This window comes from Nocardia mexicana NBRC 108244, from assembly GCF_001613165.1.
GTDB classification, from domain to species: Bacteria; Actinomycetota; Actinomycetes; order Mycobacteriales; family Mycobacteriaceae; genus Nocardia; species Nocardia mexicana.
In genome coordinates this window covers 103,524-124,392 of record NZ_BDBV01000024.1, presented here as the reverse complement: position 1 = coordinate 124,392, position 20,869 = coordinate 103,524, and the positions used below count along the sequence as shown (strand labels likewise).

Genomic DNA, 20,869 nt, shown 5'->3' with positions numbered 1-20,869 from the left:
ACCAGCGGACGGTGGGTCCGGCACGGCGACGCGAACGTCATCCGTGCCGGGCCGGTGAGCCCGCGGTCCGCCTATGCGCTCGCGGCACGCGCCGCCGGGGCGGTGTGCGTCGCGCTGCTGGGCACCACGAGCGTCGGGCAGTGCGCCAGGTGCAGCAGCGCCGTACTCGTCGACCCGAGCACCATGCCGGGGAAACCGCCGCGGCCGTGGCTGCCGACTATCAGCAGCTGCGCCTCCTCGGATCTGGCCAGCAGGGCACGAGTGGGACTGTCGCACACCACGACTCGTTCGACCGCCACGTCCGGGAACCGCTCCGTCCAACCGGCCAGGCTCTCCGCCAGCAGCACCTGCTCGGTCTCGCGGATGCCCTCCCAGCCGACGATCGGCATGTCGTACCCGCTCATATCGCTCCAGGCGTGCACGGCGACGAGCCCCACCTTGCGCTGCGACGCCTCGCCGAAGGCCAACTCGATGGCCGGGACGCTGTTGGCGGTCCCGTCCACGCCGACGACCACCGGCTTGCGTCCCCAAGCGGCGTCGGCGGCCGCGTCGCCGTGGACCACGGCGACCGGGCAGTGCGCGTGGCGGCTGACCGCGGTGCTGACGGATCCGAGCAGCGCGCGCCGGATCGCACCGCGGCCGCGGCTGCCGACCACGATCATCCGCGCCTCCATCGACCGCTCGAGCAGGGTCGGAATGATCAGGTCGAACGTCAGCTCGGTGGTGATCACCACCTCGGTATCGGGTACGGCGTGCCGGGCGATCGACGCCGCCTCGGCCAGCACGCGTTCACCGTCCTCGCGCAGCCACTGCTGTTCGTTCGCGGCCAGTATCGACGCCATCCCGGGCCTCGGATCCACCCCGAACGAGGTGATGATGTGCAACGCGCAGCGATGCAGCGCGGCCTCGACCGCGGCCCACACCACGGCCTGCAGGGCGATCTCCGATCCATCGGCGCCGACCACGATGGTCGCTCTCGTCCTCGTCTCCGTCATGGCCTCTCCTTCTGCGATGTCACCTTCGAGCGTCCCCCGCGAGGTGACGCGCGCACAGGGCCCAAAGTCGATCTCCGGCGGGCCCTGCGCCACCCGGGCCTCGTACGACGCCGTCATGTCCTCGATCGGCGTCCGGCTCGGCGGACACCCGCGCCTTCTCGCCATTCGCGCAGGTGTCCGCCCACCACTGTGCTCAGCGCCGGGAGTCGGCGGCAGAGCACATGGCCACCGGCGCCGGGGACCATCGGGCCGGGAATCGCCGCGGACATGCGTTACCCGTGCATGACGCTGCTGCGGAGACGCCCGGATCGGCAAGCAGGCATGTCGATTCCGCCTGCGGGCCCAGGACCTTCGCCCCTCGACGCCTGTGTGCCGCGCGCGCACGCTCGTTTCCAGGACGATCCTCAGGAGGTTGCCGATGCGGCGTCCGTGCGACGGAGCTTCCGGCGGAGGCATGAACGCGGCACCGCGCCCACACGATGCCGAGCGGTATCACCCGGAAGCTGCCGGGAAGGGCGATGCTGCCGCGGCCACAGTGCTACCGCCCGCGGGTCTGACGGCGACCGAGGTGGCGCTACGGCGTGAGCGTGACGGCCGCAACGCGCTTCCGGGCCCACCGCACCCCAACCCCGCGCTTCTGCTGCTGGCGCAGTTGACGCACTTCTTCGCGGTACTGCTCTGGGTGGCCGCCGGACTGGCGCTGGCGGGCGGGATGCCGACGCTGGCGATCGCGATCGCGGTCGTCGTGATTCTCAACGGCGTCTTCTCCTTCGCGCAGGAGTACCGGGCCGACCGAGCCACACAGCGGCTGCGTGATCTGCTGCCGATGCGGGCTCGGGTACGGCGCGACGGGCGAACGACCGTCGTCGATTCGGCGGATCTGGTGGTCGACGACGTCGTGGTGCTGGAGGCCGGTGATCGAGTGTGCGCCGACGCGAGGGTCTCCGCGGCGGCACGATTCGAGGTGGACGAATCGATGTTCACCGGGGAGAGCCGCCCGGTCGCCGTCGACACCGGACGGCAGATCCTCGCCGGAACGTATGTCGTTGCGGGACAGGGCGAAGCGGTGGTGACGGCGACCGGGGGACGCACCCGGCTCGCCGGGCTCGCGGCCGTGACCGAGCATGCGAGCCGACCGCCCAGTCCCCTGTCGCGGCAGCTGAATCGCGTCGTCCGTGTCATCGCGCTGCTCGCGGTGGGCGTCGGCGCGGTGGCGTTCCCGCTGTTCGCGGTTCTCGGCATGGACTGGCGCAACAGTTTCCTGTTCGCGGTCGGCGTCACCGTCGCGCTCGTGCCCACGGGTCTGCTGCCGACCGTGACCCTCTCACTGGCACGCGCCGCGCAGCGGATGGCGAGGGCCGATGCGCTGGTGCGCCGTCTGGAGGCGGTCGAGACCCTCGGCGCGGCCACCTTCGTCTGCACGGACAAGACCGGCACCCTGACTCGTAACGAGATGCAGGTCGTGGAGGTGTGGACGCCGCACGGCACGGTCACCGTCAGCGGCACGGGATACGAACCCACCGGTCGACTGGCGGGAACTCCGGAGGCGATGAATGCCGCAGCGGCACTGGCGGATTCGGCCGCACGGTGCTCACCGGACGTCCACGCGGCGCAGCGGAGCGGCCGGTGGGTGCCGGTCGGCGATCCGATGGAGGTCGCGCTGCACGTCCTGGCCGCACGCGCCGGCTGCCCGCCCGCACCCGTCCCGAGGCGGCGGATACCGTTCGACCCGCACACGCGCCGGGCCGTCGTCGAGGACGCCGATGGTCTCCACGTCACCGGAGCTCCGGAGGCGGTGTTCGCCCTCTGCTCGACCGGCGACGGGAGCGAACCGGAATTCACCTCTGCGAGAGCGCGAGTCGCGCAGCTGACAGCCCGCGGCCTGCGTGTGATCGCGGTCGCGTCCGCGCCCGGATCCGCAGCCCCCCGCATGCTCGGCGTCGTCGCACTCGAGGACCCGCCGCGCGCCGACGTCGCCGACGCCATCGCCGCCTGCCGTCGCGCGGGTATCCGCCTGGCGATGGTCACCGGCGATCACCCCGGGACCGCCGTCGCCGTCGCCGCCGAGGTCGGCCTGTGCACGGAGCGTCGAATCGTGGTGGAGGGCAAGGACCTTCCCGAGGACGACGACGAACTCGGGACGCTGCTGGACGCCGACGGAGTCGTGGTGGCCCGGGTCACGCCCGAGGACAAGCTGCGTATCGCGCAGGTGCTGCAGCGGCGCGGACATATCGTCGCGATGACCGGTGACGGCGTCAACGACGGTCCGGCCCTCCGCACGGCCGACATCGGCGTCGCCATGGGCGCCTCCGGCACCGATGTCGCCCGGGAGGCCGCCGACCTGATTCTGCTCGACGATCACTTCGGCACCATCGTCTCGGCGATCGAACTGGGCCGCGCGACGACCGCCAATATCCGGCGATTCCTCACCTACCATCTGACCGACAACGTCGCCGAGCTCGCACCGTTCGCGCTGTGGGCCGCCTCCGGCGGCACGATTCCCCTGGGGTTCACCGTCTTACAGGTGCTGGCTCTCGATATCGGCACCGATATGCTGCCCGCCCTCGCGCTCGGCGCCGAGCCGCCCAATCCACGCACGATGTCCCGTCCCGCGAGGCTGAGGCGCCTGATGGACGGCCGCCTGCTGCGGCGGGTGTTCCTCGCGCTGGGTCCGGCCGAGGCGGTGACCGGCATGCTCGTATTCCTCGCCGTCCTGTACGCGGGCGGCTGGGTGCCGGGCGATACGGCCGACGAGTCCGTCGTGGCGGCGGCCTCCGGATCCCTCTTCGCCGCAGTCGTTTTCGGCCAGCTGACCAACGCGTTCGCCTGCCGGAGCGAGACCCGCGGCGTATGGGTCACGGGCTGGCGCGGCAACCCCCTGCTGCTGGGCGCGCTGGCCGCCGAACTTGCCCTGCTCGCGGCGTTTCTCTGGCTGCCACCCCTGCCCGGCCTGCTGGGCGGATCGCCGCCGACCGCCCTCGGATGGGCGGGAGCGGCGGCCGCGATCCCGGCGATCGTGGCCGCCGATACCGCGTACAAGGCCCTGGTCAGGCCAGGGAGAGGAACAGCTTCTCCATCTTCTTGGCGTCGACGCTGTCCGGGCCGCCGGTGGTGAGGCAGTGCTGAAGTCCGGTGGCCACCAGGGCGTAGCCGCTGCGACTCAGGGCCTTGTTGACCGCCGCCAGCTGGGTGAGCACGGCCTCACATTCGGCCCCCTCCTCCATCATTCGGATCACCCCGGCGAGGTGCCCGTGCGCCCGCTTCATCCGGGTGGTCACGGCCTTCACGTCCTCGGGCTCCAGTCGCATGCGCCTACCTCCTGCGTCCGCGCGGCCGTGGTCGGCCGTGCCCGTCGATTGTATATCCCCCCAGGGGGATGCTATCTTCGGATTATATCCCCCCGGGGGGATGCAAGGTGTAACTGTATGCACCGGACATCCCCTGGGCTGTCCAGCGAAACCAAGGAAACGGTCATGTCGTCGATCACCGAACACGTGCACTCCCGCCACGGCGCCGAGGTGCTCCGCGAGCTCTCACCGCAGCACCGTGAGCTGCGCCGCGCCATCCCCGAGGTCTACAAGGGCTTCGGCGAACTGAGCAAGGCCGCGTTCGCGCCGGGCGCGCTCGACCGCAAGACCAAGGAGCTCATCGCGCTCGCGATCGGCGTGACCGAGGGCTGCGACGGCTGCATCGCCTCGCACGGGCAGGCGGCCGCCCGCGCCGGAGCCACCCGGCAGGAGGCCGCCGAGGCCATCGGCGTCACCTTCCTCATGCACGGCGGCCCGGCCACCATCCACGGCGCCCGCGCCTACGAGGCGTTCTGCGAGTTCGCCGATACCGTCGACGCCGACGCGCACCCCGCATGACTGCCCAGCGAAAGGGAAATCACGATGTGTAGTCCCGTCGAATGCCGAAACTGCGGCAAGACGACCTGGTCCGGCTGCGGTCGGCATATCGCCGAGGTCCGGGCCGCCGTCCCCGCCGAACGTTGGTGCCCCGGCCACCGGGATGCCGAACGCAAGAGTCCACTGCGCCGTCTGTTCGGCCGATAGCAGGGAGGTCATGCGATGAAGATGGATGCGAAACTGTCGGCGACCTTGCACGCATCGTTCGCCGAGGCGGTCGAACGCACTCGAACAGCGTTGTCGGAGCAGGGTTTCGGCGTCCTGACCGAGATCGATGTGCAGGCCACCCTGCGGGCGAAACTGGGGGTGGACACGGAGAACTATCTGATTCTCGGCGCGTGCAACCCACCCCTCGCCCACCGCGCCCTCGAGGCCGAACGCCGCGTCGGTCTGCTCCTGCCCTGCAACGTCGTGGTCCGGAGCGTCGGGGCCGACGCCGTGCTGGTCGAGGCCGCGGATCCGCGAATGATGGCCGATCTCGTCGACGCCGAGGCGATGACCGCAGTGGCGGAGGAGGCCACCGAGCGGCTCTACGCGGCGATCGAATCACTCGCCGACGACCCTCGCACTCCGGCCGACCGATAGGGCACGGCGCCACGACCGCACGAGCCGTCCCCGAGACGACGGCGGCCGCGCGACCAGGGACCGCCGCCCCCGTGCCACGGTGGCATTGGTCCCGGCACCGGATGCGGCCAGGCCCTGTCCCCGGGCCGCCGTCGCGGCGGATCCTGTCGTTCATGGACCCGCACACACCCAGCGACCCGCCGGCCACGGTCCTGCGGGACAACAGAATCCGTCACGGGGGCAGCAGATGACCACGAATACTCGTTCCCGCTGGGTGGCCGTGGTCATCGCCGTCGTCGCCGGTATCGGACTCATCGACGCCGCGACCGGCCGCACCTGGGATCTGGTCGCGGTATTCGGCGTGATCGTCGTACTGGGCTCGGTCTCGGCGGCCTCGCACTGGGCCGGCCGCCCGTCGATCACCCTGCGACGAGATCTCGCGCGGTGGCTGGCGATTCGTGCCGCGGACAGCGGCGAAGCCGCCGACCGGATCGCCGATCGTGCAGTCGCCGCCTACCGGGCCGGACTCACCGACGATCGCGAACCACTATGACGCGCACCGAGCTGCCCGAAACCACGACGACGCGGCCGGAGCTCCTGGTGCTCGACGGCGCAGGCGCGAGCGGCGAACTGGTCGGCGGTAAGGCGGCCGCACTCGACCGCCTGATCGGCTGGCACATCCCGGTACCGCCCGCCGCCTGCGTCACCGCATCCGCGTATCGCGAGGTGGCGGGCGCACCCGAGATCGAGGCGCTGCTCGCGCGTCTCGACCGCCGGCCGGACGTGAGCACCGCCGAAATCGATGCCGCATTCCGGCGCGCGGGGCTGCCCGAGGAATTGGTCGAGCGCATCACCGCCGTGGCCGCCCGCGTCGGCGGTGGCGGGCGCGTCGCAGTCCGCTCGTCGGCGACGGTGGAGGATATGGACGCCTCGTCGTTCGCAGGGCAGTACGTGTCGATCCTCGATGTGGATCCAGCCGACCCCGCGGCCGTCGAGCGCGCTGTGCTGTCGGTGTTCTCGTCGTTGCACCATCCCGCCCCGCGCGCCTACCGACGGGCTCTCGGAGTCGCCGACGAGGGTGCGGCGATGGCGGCGCTGATCATGCCGATGATTCCGGCGGTGCGCAGCGGCGTCCTGTTCACGCAGGATCCGACGGGCCCCGCGGGCACCGTGCGTATCGAGACGGTGCACGGACTCGCCGACGTACTCGTCTCCGGCAGACAGACCCCGCAGGTGCTGCTCGCACCCGGCGGGACGCCGCCCGCGCACGCGGCCCCGGAGATCGAGCCGCTACTCGCGACGGCTCGGGACATCGAGCGCCATACGGGACGGCCCCAGGATGTGGAGTGGGCGTGGGACGGATCGCGGCTGTGGGTCGTACAGGCGCGCCCGATCACGATCCTCGGCACGGACCAGGACCCCGTCGACTCTGCGCCGCAGGATCTTTCGGATCGCGAGTTCACCACCTCGGGCATCGCCGAGATGCTGCCGGGCGTCCTCGCGCCGCTGCGCTGGGATATCTGCTCCCACCTGGTCGAGGAAGCGCTGCGGTCCATGCTCGACGCGCTCGGCACACTGCCGCAGGACGACATCGAACCTCCGCATCGACTGCTCCGGCGAATTCACGGACGCGCCGCGCTGGATGCCGCGCTGGTCGGCGCGGCCGACATGTCGGAGGCGGCGCCGAGCCGCCCGCGCGACCGCATCGCGGCGACGGGTCACCGCGTCCGCGCCACCCGTGCTCGACGCCGAGCCTGCTTCGACGCCGATACGGTGATCCATGCCGCCGACGAAATCTATTCCAGCGAGCCGATTCTCGATACTCTGGATAATCGCGCGCTGCTGCGGTATCACCTCGCGCTGCTCGATCTGGCAACGCGCGCCATGGCGGCGGAGGTCATCGTCGCGGCGGACGCCGGAGCCATCCACCAGGGGGTGCGCCGCCTGCTCGACCGCTACCTCGCTCCGGCCGCCGCGGCGGCGCTCGCGAATACGCTCACTGTCCCGGCCGGTGCCGTCACCGTCCGTCCGGGCGCGTCCATGGCCATCCCGACCGGACCCACCTGGCTGGAGTCCGGCCTGCGGCCTCCGGTGCCCGCGGGATCCGAGGAGACCGGGTCGGCGGAGTCGGTGATCTCGGCGCTCAGCACCGGCCCACGCTGGCCGAAACCGGGCCTCACCCGCTGGCTGCGCCGCCGTCGGATCGAACGGCTGACCACCGAGGCGAGTGGCCAGTTCGAGCGCCGGGAGCGCGCCAAACACGCGATTCTGCTGCTGGGCGGAGAAATTCGCCGAGTACATCTGGAGTTCGGGCGCCGGTTCGAGGCCGCGGGTGCGTTGCCGCGACCGTCCGATATCCAGCTGCTCACGCTCGCCGAGTTTCGTTCGCTCGCAACCGGATCACTCGCACCACCGCCCGCCCTGCTGGACCGCCGCAGGCGACGGCTGCACCGACAGGAACAGCTCGATCCCTTGCCGTCGACATTCCGCGGACTCCCGGAATCCGTCGCTCCCCCGCCACCGGCCGGCGCACGGCGTCTCGAAGGGTGGGCGGCCAGCGGCGGACACTTCCGGGGCATCGCGCGCCGGCTCACCGCACCCGGGCAGCCGCTGGCATCGGACGAGATCCTGCTGGCGGTCACCACGGACCCGTCCTGGGCGCCGCTGCTGATGCGTTGCGGCGCCATGGTGATCGAGCAGGGCGGCCCACTGTCGCATGCCGCGATCCTCGCTCGCGAGTTCGGGGTACCCGCCGTGTTCCACCTGCCCGGGGCCGCGCGCTCTCTCGACGGGCGCCGTATCGAGGTGGACGGAGACTCCGGCACCGTGACGATTCTCGACGAGGGGCCCGCCGATGAGCACTCGTGACCGTGACCGCGCCGCGCTGCTCGGCGCCGATCGGCTCCACATCTTCGTTCCCGCCATCATGAGTGTCGGGCTCCTGTTCTGGCTGGCCAGTGAGCTGCGCGAACTCGTTCGAAGCAGCGGCGACGCCGCGCGCGCCAAGCGATCCGCGATCGACGGACACGCGGTCGCGAGGTTCACCACCGCCACACACGACCCGGATTCGCCTGCCCGCCGCGGCCTGCGCCCGCGGCCGGTGTATCTGCTGATCGCCCTGACGCTGTGGGGCGGTGCGGTGTACGTGACGATCGGCTCGGTCGCGAACTATTTCCAGCAACCGGGATGGGTGGCCGATATCGCGTGGCTGCTGTGCCTGTCGCTGGGTGTCGTGGCCATCGCCGGCTACTACGGCACGGTGGCCGCGATCGTGTTCGCCCGGTATCCGGCACCGCCGCCGACGGTGAGCCGGACACTCACCAATACCCCGCTGACGACCCGTCCGGTGGAGGGCGAGCAATGGCTCGCCCAGCCGCCCTGGCAGCTCGGCGCCGGATTCCTCGCCGCGCTGGCGGCGTCGAGCCTGCTGTCGCTGGTGGTCGCCGCGTCGCCGTATGTCGTCGCCGGCTTCGATCGCTCGGTCGCGGACTGGTTCAGGGGGTTGTCCGCGGTGCCGTGGTCACGGTTCACGACGTTCGCTTTCGACACGAGAACCGTAGTGGCACTGGTCGTCCTGGTCGGCCTGGCCACGCTGCGCTGTCGCGCGCTGGCCGTCGCCTATGCCACGGCGACCGGTTTCGGGCTGCTGGCCAGCGCCGGACTGCGGACGTTGATCGAGCGCGGCCGCCCGCCCGGCGGACCGATGGCGGGCGCGGTGGATTCCTATCCGAGCGGCCATATCATCCAGGCGGTCGTGATCGCGGGATTGGTTCCGCTCGCGCTGGCCACACTGACGCACCGGCGTCGCCTCGTCGCGCCGCTCACCATCGTGCTGGGTGCGGCCGCGGTGGCGGCGGCGGCGGATCGGGTCGCCGAGGGCCTGCACTGGCCGACCGATGTCCTCGGCGGCGCGGGCATCGGACTGGCACTCGTGCTGGGCGCGCGCTGGGTGGTCGAACGCCCTCGCGCGCACGTCGCCTGTCGCGGCTGCCTGTGGTCACCACATTCGCACCTTCGTTCGCCCGCTCCGCGCGGCGCGATACCACTGTCCGTTTCCGGCGCCCAGATCGTCCGGCTTTTCGCCCATCTGTCCGCGGGCGCGGTGGCGGTGACGCTGGCCGTGCTCACCGTCACCGTCGGAGTGCCCTCCAGCGGAGAGGGTTTCGTCTTCGGCAGCGCTGTCGAGACTCCCGTGCAGCTGGCGCTCGCGGGTGTCGTCTCGATCGGTGCGCTGCTGTCGTGGCGGTGGGAGGCGCTGGGCGCGGTACTGATCGCTCTGGCCGCGACGATGCTGGGTATCTTCGCCGCGGTCGAATACCAGCCGATCTATGCGATGGCCCTAGCGGGAGGCGCGATGGTCCCGTCGGTCCTGCTATGGCTGAGCTGGCAACACCGGCGCACCGCACTCGAACTCCTCGTCCTGGCGATCGTCACCCTGCTGCTGCTCGGCGCCACCTGGGTGGGCGCCAGCCGCGTCTACGCGATCTACTTCGGGCCGACGCATCCGGAGAGCACGGCGCCCGCGCTGGCGGTGGACCGTGTCGACTGGGTGTGGTCGGGCGAGCTGCGCCCGGACGGCCTCACCGTCACCGCCCGCCTGGCCGCCGGGCACCGGGACGCCGCGCTGCGAATCGTCGCGGACGACGGCACTGCCGTCGACACGGCGCCGGTCGCGGCGGGCGAGCACCGGATCGCCCGCATGCGCGCCGAGGGGCTGCGTCCCGGTACCCGGTACGCCTATACCGTCGTTGTCGACGGCACACCGGACAGCACGCGGGGAATCGGCCGCTTCACCACGCCGGTGGACGGGCCCATGTCGTTTCGGGTGACCGTCGGGGCGTGCGCCCGGGTCGGCTCCAACGGCGCCGTCTTCGACGCCCTCGCCGCCGAGCAGGCGCTGTTCTATCTCGCCCTCGGCGACCTGCACTACGCGAATATCGAAAGCACCACTCCCGCACCGTTCTTCGCCGCTTACGACCGGCTGCTCACCCGGCCCGGACAGGCCGCGCTCTATCGCAGCAATCCCATCGCCTACGTCTGGGACGACCACGACTACGGCCCCAACGATGCCGGAGCCGCCGCGCCCGGCCGCGAGGCGTCCCGGACCGCCTTCGGCACCACGGTGCCGCACTATCCCTTCACCTCCGCCAGCGGCACCGTCAACCAGGCGTTCACCATCGGCCGGGTGCGTTTCGTCCTCACCGACGACCGGTCCGCCGAGACCGAGACATCCATGCTCGGCACGGAGCAATTACGTTGGTTGACAGACGAATTGGTGCAGTCCAGCCGCACCCACGCACTGGTGGTGTGGGGCAACTCGGTGCCGTGGATCGGCGCGGCCCGGCCCGGCGCCGACGGGTGGGCCGGGCATGCCGACGAGCGGCAGCGGATCGCCGACGCCCTGGCCGCCGCGAATGTCCGCAACCTGGTATCGGTCGGCGGTGACGCACATATGGTCGCGATCGACGACGGGACCAACAGCGACTACTCGTCTCAGGGCGGCGCCGGGTTCCCGATCCTGCAGGCAGCCTCGCTGGACCGCCCCGGCAGCGTGAAGGGCGGCCCTTACAGCGAAGGCACCTTCCCGGGCGGAGGCCGGTACGGAGTGCTCGACGTCACGGACAACGGCGCCACCGTCACAGTGACGCTGACCGGGAAGCGTTGGGACGGGACAGTTCTCACCCGATACGAATACTCGGTTCCACGCGTCCAGGGCGGCCCGTGACGCCGAGACCAGTGCCCTCGCGGACGACGACGATCGGGCATTGCACCGACTGCAGCAGCGCGGAACATACCGATCCCAGCAGTCTCCGCCGCAGCGATCCGAACCCGCGGCTGCCGAGCACGAGCATCCGCGCCTCTCGCCGGATCCGCGCCTCCCGCCGGATCCGGGGCTTTCGTCCCCGGGGTGCGGTGACAGTCGGCAGCGTCCGACCGGGCGCGGTGGATCGTACTGTGAGGTTGGCGCCGGGAACGGCGACCGCGAAACTCCTGTCTCCGAGGAGAACTCATGACTCACCACGATGATCCCCACCGACCGGCGACCGCCCCGGTGCTCGTCGGCGTCGACGGCTCACCCGGAGCCGAGACCGCGCTGCGGTGGGCGGCGCAGTTCGCCGTCCGGCGCGGCCGCCCGCTCCAGATCGCGCACGGCATGAACCTGGCCCGTATCGGCGCCCGGTTCGGTGCCTACGCGGTCACCGCGGCACCGGCGGTCGAGGCCGCCCGCACCCGGGGATACGACATCGTCGAGCGGGCCGAGCAACTGGTGCGTGAGATCGCCCCCGAACTGCCGGTGACCACGGCGCTCACGAACGACCGCGGAGCCGCGTTGCTCATCGACCACAGCGCCGAGGCGTATGCCGTCGTACTCGGAGCGACCGGTTCGTCGGGCACGCTCACCCATCTGGGCTCCACACTCCTGACCGTCACCGCCCACGCCGCGGGCACGGTCATCGTGGTCCGCACCGACCCGGACGCCGGCGATGCCGTCCACACCGGCGGACCGGTCGTGGTCGGGGTCGACGGCACGCCGACCAGCGAGGCAGCGATCGCCACCGCCTTCTCCGAGGCCGCCGCGCGGCGCACGGACCTGATCGCCGTACACACCTGGAGCGACTGGAACTTCGGACGCCACGGAGCCCGCGACGATCTGTTGCCGCCCGGCGCCGATTTCGAACAGACCGAGGAGGCGATCCTCGCCGAACGACTGGCCGGATGGCAGGAGAAGTACCCCGATGTCAGCGTGACTCGCTACATCTACCTGTCCGATCCCGCGGCACAGCTGCAACAGTGGTCGCACACCGCGCAATTGGTCGTCGTGGGCAGCCGCGGGCACGGCGGACTCACCGGCCTGCTGCTCGGATCCACTGCCAATTACCTTGTGCAGCACGCGCATTGCCCGGTCGTCGTCGTGCACCCGGCCGAACGCCCGCCCCAACCGGACAGCAACGCCTGACCAGCCGCCGGCGACGGCCTCACCGGAAACCGGACTGCCGATACATCTGCTCGATCCGGGACCGCGTCCCCACACCGGTGCCCGGTGTGGTGAGGGCGGCCGTGGCCGCGGCGATACCCAGGCGCACCGCGTCACCGAGGTCGGCACCGCGCGCGAGGCCGACGGTGATACCCGCGACCATCGCGTCGCCCGCACCGATGCCGCTGCGCACAGGCACCGCCACCGGTGCGAACCACTGGTGTTCCCCCGCGGTCACGGCCAACGCTCCCGCGGCACCCAGCGACACCACCACGATCCGCGACACACCCGCGGCGATCAGCTCGCGCGCCGCCGTCACTTGCTCGCCACGGCCCGCCAGCGGGCGGCCGGCATACTCGGCGAGCTCCCGCAGGCTCGGCTTGAGCAGCAGGACGCCGCCGCGCAATTCCCGCAGCGACGGCCCGGAGGTGTCGACTATCAGCGGAACCTCCAGTACCCCTGCGAGATCGGACACCTGCTGATAGAAATCCGCCGGGACACCGGGCGGTAGGCTGCCGCTGACAACCAGAAAACGTGCGCCCTGGGCCACCTTCTCGACCGTCGCCAGGCAACGATGCTGTTCGGCCGGGGTCAGCCGCGCGCCGGGGAACACGAAACGGTACTGGCTACCGGCACCGGTGTCGGTGACCGAGAAACTCTCGCGGGTCGGCTCCGCCACCGGCACCGCCCGGCACGGCACATCCGCGGCCCGGACCAGATCGGCGAGCAGACGCCCCGTATGCCCGCCCGCCGGGAACACCGCGATCACGGGCTCCCCGAGCACCCCGGCGGTTCGGGCGACATTGACGCCACCGCCGCCCGGATCGAACCGCGGTGTGGCACAGCGCATTTTGTCCGTGGTAACCACGGCACCGGTGCGGGTGGCGATATCGACCGCAGGGTTCATCGTGAGCGTAACGATCGACATCGCCGTCCCTTCCCGAAATCCGCCGAATCCCGGGGGATCCGCCGCCTACCGGCTATTCGCCGGGCTTGACCTCGACCTTCTTCACCTGTTCCTTCGGCTCCTTCAGCGGCACCGAAACGGTGAGGATGCCCTTGGCGTAGCTGGCGTCGATACCCTCGTCCTGGGCACCCGACGGCAGCGTCACCGTGCGCGCGAACGAGCCGTAGCTGAACTCCGAACGGCCCTTCCCCTCGTGCTTTTCACTGCGCTCGGCCCGGATAGTGAGCTGCCCGTTGTGCACCGTCACCTCGACATCCTTCGCCGGATCGATACCGGGGATCTCGGCGCGCACCACATAGCGGCCGTCCTCCACGGTGTCTTCGACGCGCATCGGATGGGTGCCGAAGACCGGTACCAGACCGGGCGGGAAGGCATTCCACAGATCGGTGAATTCCGCCAGCAGCGAACCCGGCCGGTGAGCGGGAAGCAGACTCATGATCACTCCTCGGAGAGACGAATATATTTCCGACACCGTCGATTTCACGTCGGGAACCGCTCGGCATGTAGGGCATCGGGTAGTTCAGTCCGGTGACCGAGGTCCCGACGCCGACCCCGCCGCATCACACGGGCCGCGCCGGGACCTTCCGCATCTCCGGATGCCGAGGACACCGGGACTTTCGACACTGGCCGACCGGCGCCGAGCGGAGTCGACTAGCGGGTAAGGAGGAAGATGATGTCACAAGATCCAGTTCTGGTTGCCTACGGTTCCAAGCGCGGCGGCACCGCCGAAATCGCCGGGTGGATAGCCGAGGCGCTACGCTCGGAACACATTGCCGCCGAGGCGAGATCGGCAGATCATGTCCAGTCGCTCGACAACTACTGCGCCGTGATTCTCGGGGGCGCACTGTATGCGGGCCGCTGGCATCGGGACGCTCGGCGCTTCTCCCGCCGATTCGCGGCTCAATTGCGGACCAGGCCGGTATGGCTGTTCGCCAGCGGCCCGCTGGACGACTCCGCCGACCGATCGGATCCGGGCAAGATTCCGGGCGCCAACGCGGTCCGCAAGGCCGCCGACCGCCTCGACGCCCGCGGCTACACCCTTTTCGGTGGCCGCCTCACGCCCGATGCGCGCGGCTTCCCAGCGTCCGCGATGGCCAAGACGCACGCCGGTGATTTCCGGAACAGGGAACGCATCATCGCGTGGGCGAGCGGTATCGCCGCAGAGCTCACCTATCAGCTGCGCTGACCCGGGCGAGTGCGGATGTCCGTTCGGAGCGGTTGCCGTTGCCGCATCGCCCCTGAACAGGGGACCTTCGGCTCTGTGGCATCCGCGTAGCCGACAGACATCGTGGGTGGGTGCACGCGAATGTGAGATCGTCCCCCGCGCTGCGGGGTCTGCGGATCCAGGTTCACGGCGTGGTACAGGGGGTCGGCTTCCGGCCCTTCGTGTACCGGCTCGCCACCGGCCTGGGTCTGACCGGCGATGTACGCAACCGAGGTGGATCGGTCGACATTCGCGTGCGCGGCCCGGAGCCCGTCGTGGCGGATTTCCTTGCCCGCCTGGAGGGTTCGGCACCGGCATCCGCGCGGATCGACCGGGTCGAGACGATGCCGCTGTCCGCCCGATCCGTGGCCGGGTCCCGGTTCACCGTGGTGGGGAGTGTCCGCGGCAGTCCGGTGCCGCCGCAGATCCCGGTCGATCTCGCCACCTGCACGGCCTGCCTGCGAGAGCTGTTCGATCCCGCGGACCGGCGTTACCGCTACCCGTTCCTGAACTGCACGGACTGCGGGCCGCGGGCGACCGTCATCGATGCCCTTCCCTACGACCGGCAGCGCACCGCCATGCGTGTCTTCCCGATGTGCCCGGCGTGCGCGCGTGAGTACCGGGATCCGGCGGACCGGCGTTTTCACGCCGAACCGACCTGCTGTCCGGCGTGTGGCCCCCGACTCGTGTGGCACACCGGCGAGAAGCCATCCGCCACGGGTGAGCACGCGTTGCAGGCGGCCTGTGCGGTAATCGCGTCGGGTGGGATCGTCGCGGTCAAAGGGATCGGGGGATATCAGCTGGTGTGCGACGCCGCGGCCGACGAGACCGTCGCCCGGTTGCGAAAGGCCAAGCCGCGGCCCGTCAAACCGCTCGCGGTCATGGCCGCCGATCTCGCGGCGGCGGAGGAATTGGGCGTCATCGACGAGGCCGCGAGCGAACTCCTGCGCTCACCGGCCGCGCCGATCGTATTGCTCCCGCGTCGGCACGATGCTCCGGCTGCCGCCGCGATCGCGCCCGGTTCGCCGGATATCGGCGTTTTTCTGCCCTACAGTCCGCTGCATCACCTGATGCTCTCGGAACTGCGGAGACCACTGGTCGTCACCAGTGGAAACAGAAGTGACACACCGACACTCATCGACGACGCCACCGCCCGCGAGGTGTTGCTGCCGATCGCGGACGGGATCCTGGCTCACGATCGGCCCATTCACGCATGCTACGACGATTCGGTGATCCGGATGGTCGCGGGCCGCGCGACCACGGTGCGGCGGGCACGCGGATACTCCCCGGCCGCCGTGGCGCTACCGGTCGCGGCGACATCACCGATATTGGCGGTGGGAGCACAGCTGAAGCACACCTGCACGCTCGCCGTCGACGCGCTCGCCGTCCTCGGCCCGCACACCGGCGACCTGGAGAACGCCGAGACCCATGCCACGTTCGAACGTACCGTGCGGACACTGTCGCTGCTGACCGAGACCCGGCCGGAAGTCGTTGCGCACGACCGGCATCCGGGCTACTTGTCGACACGGTTCGCGATGCGGGGCTGGCCCGCCGAACAGCGGATACCGGTACAGCACCATCACGCGCACGTGGCCGCGACCGCCGCCGAACACGGTGTCACCGGCACGTTCGTCGGGGTGGCGCTCGACGGATTGGGCATGGGCGACGACGGGACCCTGTGGGGCGGTGAAGTGCTGATCGCGGACTTGACGCGGAGCCGCCGATTCGGCCGTTTCGGGACCGCTCCGCTGCCCGGCGGCGCGGCCGCCGTGCGCCGACCTGCCCGCATGGCGTTGGGATATCTGCTGGGCGCGGAGTCTTTCGGCGACCACGTCCCGACGCGGGCGGCCCGCGCCCTGCTGGACCGCCTCGACGCACGGGAGGTCGAGGTGGTCCGCCGGATGATCGAACGAGACCTCAACTGCCCGCGCGCATCCAGTGCGGGCCGCCTGTTCGACGCCGTCGCCGCGCTGCTGGGCGTCTGCGACGACAATACCTACGAGGGCGAGGCCGCGGTTCGCCTGGAGGCCGCTGCGGCGCGGCATCCCGGCACCCGGCCGCTGCGGTGGGCGCTGTACCGCCGCGACGGGCTGCTGGTCTACGACCCGTCCCCCACCCTGCGCCATGCGGCCGAACTCGCCGCCGCCGAACCCGTCGGGGAAGTCTCCGCGCGCTTTCACCGGACGGTGGCGACGGTCGTGGTCACCATGGCCGCCGAAGCCGCGACGACGGCGGACACCGAGACCGTCTGCCTGGGAGGCGGGGTTTTCCAGAACGCGCGGCTCACCGACATGGTTGTCGCCGGGCTGACTCGTGCCGGTCTCGACTGCCTTGTAGGAGAGCGGGTTCCGATGAACGACGGGGGAATCAGCTACGGCCAGGCAGCGATCGCGGCGGCCACGAGGAGGACGTGAACGATGTGTCTCGGAGTGCCCGGCCGGATAGTCGCGGCGACCGACAGCGGGCCGCTGCGGATGGGAACAGTCGACTTCGACGGCATCCGGCGGGCCGTCTGCCTGGCCTACGTGCCGGACGCCGAGATCGGCGACTACGTCATAGTGCACGTCGGCTTCGCGATCAGCCAGGTCGACGAGGCGGAGGCGGCAGAGACACTGGCGGTCATCCGGGCGATTCCCGACGCCCTGTCCGCCGAACTCGGGCCGGATACGGAGGCTCCCGCCCACCGAGCGGATCGACCACCGGTGTCCGCGAAACCGCTGGAGGCAGGATGAAATACCTCGATGAATACCGCGATCCCGTCCTGGCGCGGCAGCTGCTCGACGAGCTGCGCGCAACCGCGACCCGGTCGTGGGCGATCATGGAAGTCTGTGGCGGGCAAACACATACGCTGGTGCGGCAGGGCATCGACGAGCTGCTGCCCGCCGGTATCCGGATGATCCACGGGCCGGGATGCCCGGTCTGCGTCACGCCGCTGGAGATGATCGACCAGGCCGTGCACATCGCCGCACGACCGGAGGTGATCTTCACCAGTTACGGTGACATGCTGCGGGTTCCGGGGAGCAGCGGCGATCTGCTCGGGGTGAAGGCGCGCGGCGGGGACGTCCGGGTCGTCTATTCGCCGCTGGACGCGGTGGCCGTCGCCCGCGACAACCCGGACCGCGAGGTGGTCTTCTTCGCCGTCGGATTCGAGACCACCGCGCCCGCCAATGCGATGGCGGTGCTGCACGCCGCCGCGACGGGTGTCGGCAACTTCAGCGTGCTGGTCAGCCATGTGCTGGTCCCGCCCGCGATCACCGCGATCCTCGACGCCCCCGACAACCACGTCCAGGGATTCCTCGCCGCCGGACATGTCTGCGCCGTGATGGGCTGGACCGAGTACGAACCCATCGTCGCGAAATACCGGGTGCCGATCGTCGTCACCGGATTCGAACCACTCGACCTGCTCGAGGGCATCCTGATGGTGGTGCGGCAGCTCGAATCCGGTCGCGCCGACCTGCAGAACCAATATTCGCGAGCGGTGCGCCGATCCGGCAATACCGCTGCGCGAGAAGCGATTCGACGGGTCTTCCGGGTCGGTGAACGAGACTGGCGCGGCATCGGCACCATTCCTGCCAGCGGGCTGCGCCTGGCACCCGAATTCGCCACGCACGACGCCCAGCAGCGGTTCGCCGTCTCCGACGTCCGGTCCGCCGAGGACACCGACTGTATTGCCGGTGACATCCTGCGCGGCACCGCCGTCCCCACCGACTGCCCGGCGTATGGAACCCGCTGCACGCCCCGCACACCCCTCGGTGCCCCGATGGTTTCGTCGGAAGGTACGTGTGCGGCCTACTACACCGCGGGCCGCCGCCCACTGCCGCTGGAGGTTGTCCGATGACGGTTGCGGATCCCGGGCAGGCCGGTTGCCCGCTGCCCCGCACGGAGACCGAGCGGGTGTTGCTCGGGCACGGTTCGGGCGGTCAGCTGATGGCCGAGTTGATCGACGGGGTGATCGTCTCCGAACTCGGCTGTGCCGGCCCCTTGGAGGATGCGGCGGTCGTCGATGTCAACGGGACCGACCTGGTCTTCAGCACCGACAGCTTCGTCGTCACACCGCGGTTCTTCCCCGGCGGCGATATCGGAGCGCTCGCGGTACACGGCACCGTCAACGATCTCGCGATGCGCGGAGCCCGCCCGCTCGCTCTGTCGCTGGCCTATGTCCTCGAGGAAGGGCTGCCGCTGACCGAACTCCGGGCCGTCACCGCCTCCGTGGCCGCCGCGGCCGCGGCGTGCGGGGTGCGCGTGGTCACCGGGGACACGAAGGTGGTCGATCGCGGGGCGGCCGACGGAATGTACATCACCACAACGGGTATCGGCGTGCGACTGCCCGGCGCGACTCCCTCCGCGATACGAGGCACGCCCGGGGACGTCGTACTCGTATCCGGCCCGATCGGCGCGCATGGTACGGCGGTCCTCTGCGCGCGGGGCGATCTCGGTTTCGAAGCCGAGATCCGTTCCGACACACAGCCTCTGCACGACCTTGTCACCGTCCTGGTCGATGTCTGCGGCCCCGGCCTGCATGCCTTGCGTGATCCCACGCGTGGCGGACTGGCCAGCGCCCTCAACGAACTCGCCACCGCTTCGCGCATCGGTATCGAGATCGAGGAGTCCGCCGTCCCGGTGCCCACCCTGGTCGCCTCCGCCTGCGAACTGCTCGGCCTCGACCCCCTCCACGTCGCCAACGAAGGCTGCCTGGTCGCCCTCGTCGCGGCCGACGCCGCCGACGCCGCGCTGACCGCGATGCGGTCGGTGCCCGCCGGCGCCGCGGCCCGCCGCATCGGCCACGTCACCGAAGGCCCGTCCGGCCGAGTCACCACCCGCACACCGATCGGCGCCACCCGCATCCTGGACATGCTGGTCGGTGAACAGCTCCCCCGAATCTGTTGAACCGGACCGTCGCGCACAGCTTCAGTTACCGAACCAGCCGGTCCAGGGCGGCATCGTCCCGGTAGCTACTGCCGTCAGGCAGGTACGGCACCGACCCGCTGCGCCAAGCGGCCAAGGTCGCCGGTGGTGAGATCGCGGCGGGCCTTACGCATCATGTAGCCGACGAGTTCGCGGACGTGGTTCATGTTGCGGACGTGCTGGGGTGCGATGTGCTCGGCCCGAAGGAGCGCATGTAGCGACGCTCGATAGTCGCGCTGAAGCGCGTGAGCCCGGCCGATCTCGACGAAGTACTGGGCCCGCCGTCCCTCGGCGGGAAGAGCGTTCGGATCGAGTGCGGGCGCGAGCGCCAGAACTTGGCCGGCCTCATGCTGTTCCATGGCAGCGGACATCCGCCATAGTTGGACATTCGCCGGTCCGAAGGTCGGGTTGCGCAGGATGGACTCACCGGGGCTGGCTTGGGCGAGCCTGGCCGCCTGTCCGGCGGCTTCGTCCAGGTGCGGCCCGGGATCGCCGCCCAGGGCGGCGGTAACGAGCGACGACTGCAAGTGCAGCATTCCCAGGGTTTCGATCTCGCCGAGCGTCCTCGTGTCTGCTTCGAGTCGTGCTGCAGCGTCCTCGGCGTAATTCAGTGCAGTCGTCAACGAGCCCGGCCGTGACAGCAGAACCTGACTGCGGGCGAAGGCTGCCGACGCGAATGCGGCGGTGCCTCCGATGTTCTCGCCTGCTCGTTCCGCCTCTTGTGCCGCGATCCAGGCCAGCGAGGGATAGCCGCGGGCCTTGAGCGCTGCGGACGTTGTGTGCGCGATGGTGGCGAGGATGTCCCAGGCTCGATCACGGCCGACGCCGGTGGCGTCGCGGGTGTACCGGTAACAGTCGGTCAGCATGGGAGCGAGCATCGGTCCCAGCGCCGCGTAGTCGCAGGCGATGCGCAACTGGGCCGCGCGCTGTGCCGCGGTGGCGAGTTGATCGAGACTGCGCGGGCGGACAGCGGGGCTTCCGTCGCCGGTCGTCCATAGCGCGATCTCGATATCCGGCACTGCCGCATGGAACCCGGCGGCCACCGGATCGAGACGGTCCTGCTCCTGACCGGTCAAGTCACCGACGTTCACCCCGAGCGCCTGTGCCAGTGCGTGCAATAGCGCTCGGCTGTCGACCGGTCTCTCCCCGGCCTCGTACTTGGCGACAGCGCCCCGGCTCTTCCCGATCCGGTCGGCGAGAACCTGCTGGGAGATTCCGCGCCGGGCGCGGATCTCGCGCACTCGCTGGCCGACGTAACGGCCCTCGATGTCGACTTGGTCTTCGCTCATGTGTGTGCCCTTCCTGGACGGCACCCCGCACCCCCGATCGTAGACCGCGGCACATGTGTCCCGC

General features: G+C 70.4%; 19 protein-coding genes. 13 read left to right on the top strand and 6 right to left on the bottom strand.

Going from position 1 to position 20,869, the window contains the following annotated elements; all coding sequences use genetic code 11:
• Window positions 1-71 precede the first annotated feature (71 nt).
• Window positions 72-995 carry a universal stress protein gene (locus NM1_RS10415; protein WP_068017299.1) on the bottom strand — a complete coding sequence of 308 codons (924 nt, stop codon included), beginning with the start codon at window positions 993-995 and terminating at the stop codon, window positions 72-74.
• A gap of 454 nt (window positions 996-1,449) precedes the next feature.
• On the opposite strand from NM1_RS10415, the gene NM1_RS10410 reads away from it, so the two are divergent.
• Window positions 1,450-4,110 carry a cation-translocating P-type ATPase gene (locus NM1_RS10410; protein ID WP_084519350.1) on the top strand — a complete coding sequence of 887 codons (2,661 nt, stop codon included), beginning with the start codon at window positions 1,450-1,452 and terminating at the stop codon, window positions 4,108-4,110.
• Here the strand turns inward: NM1_RS10410 and NM1_RS10405 are convergent.
• Complete coding sequence (locus NM1_RS10405; protein WP_068017296.1) at window positions 4,043-4,303, bottom strand: metal-sensitive transcriptional regulator; 261 nt, start codon at window positions 4,301-4,303, stop codon at window positions 4,043-4,045. The genes NM1_RS10410 and NM1_RS10405 overlap by 68 nt on opposite strands.
• 165 nt (window positions 4,304-4,468) lie before the next feature.
• Between NM1_RS10405 and NM1_RS10400 the strand changes: the two genes are divergently transcribed.
• From NM1_RS10400 to NM1_RS10380, 6 genes are all read left to right on the top strand, one after another.
• Entirely contained in the window at window positions 4,469-4,861 is a 393-nt protein-coding gene (locus NM1_RS10400) for a carboxymuconolactone decarboxylase family protein (protein WP_068017293.1), read from the top strand.
• Between the two features lie 24 nt (window positions 4,862-4,885).
• Entirely contained in the window at window positions 4,886-5,047 is a 162-nt protein-coding gene (locus NM1_RS44815) for a DUF8730 family Cys-rich protein (RefSeq protein ID WP_507762180.1), read from the top strand.
• A 21-nt stretch (window positions 5,048-5,068) separates the two neighbouring features.
• Complete coding sequence (locus tag NM1_RS10395) at window positions 5,069-5,485, top strand: DUF302 domain-containing protein (RefSeq protein WP_068017509.1); 417 nt, start codon at window positions 5,069-5,071, stop codon at window positions 5,483-5,485.
• A gap of 226 nt (window positions 5,486-5,711) precedes the next feature.
• A complete protein-coding gene (locus NM1_RS10390) occupies window positions 5,712-6,017 on the top strand; it encodes a hypothetical protein (RefSeq protein ID WP_068017290.1) in 306 nt (101 codons plus the stop codon).
• Window positions 6,014-8,332 (top strand): PEP/pyruvate-binding domain-containing protein, encoded by a 2,319-nt coding sequence (locus NM1_RS10385; RefSeq protein WP_068017287.1) that lies wholly within the window; start codon window positions 6,014-6,016, stop codon window positions 8,330-8,332. The genes NM1_RS10390 and NM1_RS10385 overlap by 4 nt, the downstream gene beginning before the upstream one ends.
• Window positions 8,319-11,189: an alkaline phosphatase D family protein gene (locus tag NM1_RS10380; RefSeq protein WP_068017284.1), complete on the top strand. Its 2,871-nt coding sequence runs from the start codon at window positions 8,319-8,321 to the stop codon at window positions 11,187-11,189. The genes NM1_RS10385 and NM1_RS10380 overlap by 14 nt, the downstream gene beginning before the upstream one ends.
• Here the strand turns inward: NM1_RS10380 and NM1_RS40975 are convergent.
• Window positions 11,143-11,352: a universal stress protein gene (locus tag NM1_RS40975; protein WP_342773672.1), complete on the bottom strand. Its 210-nt coding sequence runs from the start codon at window positions 11,350-11,352 to the stop codon at window positions 11,143-11,145. The genes NM1_RS10380 and NM1_RS40975 overlap by 47 nt on opposite strands.
• Window positions 11,353-11,474: 122 nt before the next feature.
• On the opposite strand from NM1_RS40975, the gene NM1_RS10375 reads away from it, so the two are divergent.
• Entirely contained in the window at window positions 11,475-12,422 is a 948-nt protein-coding gene (locus NM1_RS10375) for a universal stress protein (protein WP_068017281.1), read from the top strand.
• A 19-nt stretch (window positions 12,423-12,441) separates the two neighbouring features.
• Here the strand turns inward: NM1_RS10375 and NM1_RS10370 are convergent, their stop codons facing one another.
• Both NM1_RS10370 and NM1_RS10365 read right to left on the bottom strand, forming a co-directional pair.
• Window positions 12,442-13,368 carry a 1-phosphofructokinase family hexose kinase gene (locus NM1_RS10370; RefSeq protein WP_068017279.1) on the bottom strand — a complete coding sequence of 309 codons (927 nt, stop codon included), beginning with the start codon at window positions 13,366-13,368 and terminating at the stop codon, window positions 12,442-12,444.
• A 52-nt stretch (window positions 13,369-13,420) separates the two neighbouring features.
• Window positions 13,421-13,843 carry an Hsp20/alpha crystallin family protein gene (locus NM1_RS10365; protein ID WP_068017506.1) on the bottom strand — a complete coding sequence of 141 codons (423 nt, stop codon included), beginning with the start codon at window positions 13,841-13,843 and terminating at the stop codon, window positions 13,421-13,423.
• A 237-nt stretch (window positions 13,844-14,080) separates the two neighbouring features.
• On the opposite strand from NM1_RS10365, the gene NM1_RS10360 reads away from it, so the two are divergent.
• From NM1_RS10360 to hypE, 5 genes are all read left to right on the top strand, one after another.
• Complete coding sequence (locus NM1_RS10360) at window positions 14,081-14,593, top strand: flavodoxin domain-containing protein (RefSeq protein WP_068017504.1); 513 nt, start codon at window positions 14,081-14,083, stop codon at window positions 14,591-14,593.
• Window positions 14,594-14,703: 110 nt separating this feature from the next.
• A complete protein-coding gene (hypF, locus tag NM1_RS10355) occupies window positions 14,704-17,025 on the top strand; it encodes a carbamoyltransferase HypF (RefSeq protein WP_307719307.1) in 2,322 nt (773 codons plus the stop codon).
• Window positions 17,026-17,028: 3 nt separating this feature from the next.
• Complete coding sequence (locus NM1_RS10350) at window positions 17,029-17,343, top strand: HypC/HybG/HupF family hydrogenase formation chaperone (protein ID WP_068017276.1); 315 nt, start codon at window positions 17,029-17,031, stop codon at window positions 17,341-17,343.
• A complete protein-coding gene (gene hypD, locus NM1_RS10345) occupies window positions 17,340-18,449 on the top strand; it encodes a hydrogenase formation protein HypD (RefSeq protein ID WP_068017272.1) in 1,110 nt (369 codons plus the stop codon). Before NM1_RS10350 ends, hypD begins: the two co-directional genes overlap by 4 nt.
• Window positions 18,446-19,498: a hydrogenase expression/formation protein HypE gene (gene hypE, locus NM1_RS10340; RefSeq protein ID WP_068017269.1), complete on the top strand. Its 1,053-nt coding sequence runs from the start codon at window positions 18,446-18,448 to the stop codon at window positions 19,496-19,498. The genes hypD and hypE overlap by 4 nt, the downstream gene beginning before the upstream one ends.
• A 74-nt stretch (window positions 19,499-19,572) precedes the next feature.
• On the opposite strand, the gene NM1_RS10335 is transcribed toward hypE, so the two are convergent.
• Complete coding sequence (locus NM1_RS10335; protein WP_147288793.1) at window positions 19,573-20,829, bottom strand: helix-turn-helix transcriptional regulator; 1,257 nt, start codon at window positions 20,827-20,829, stop codon at window positions 19,573-19,575.
• Between the last annotated feature and the right edge of the window lie 40 nt (window positions 20,830-20,869).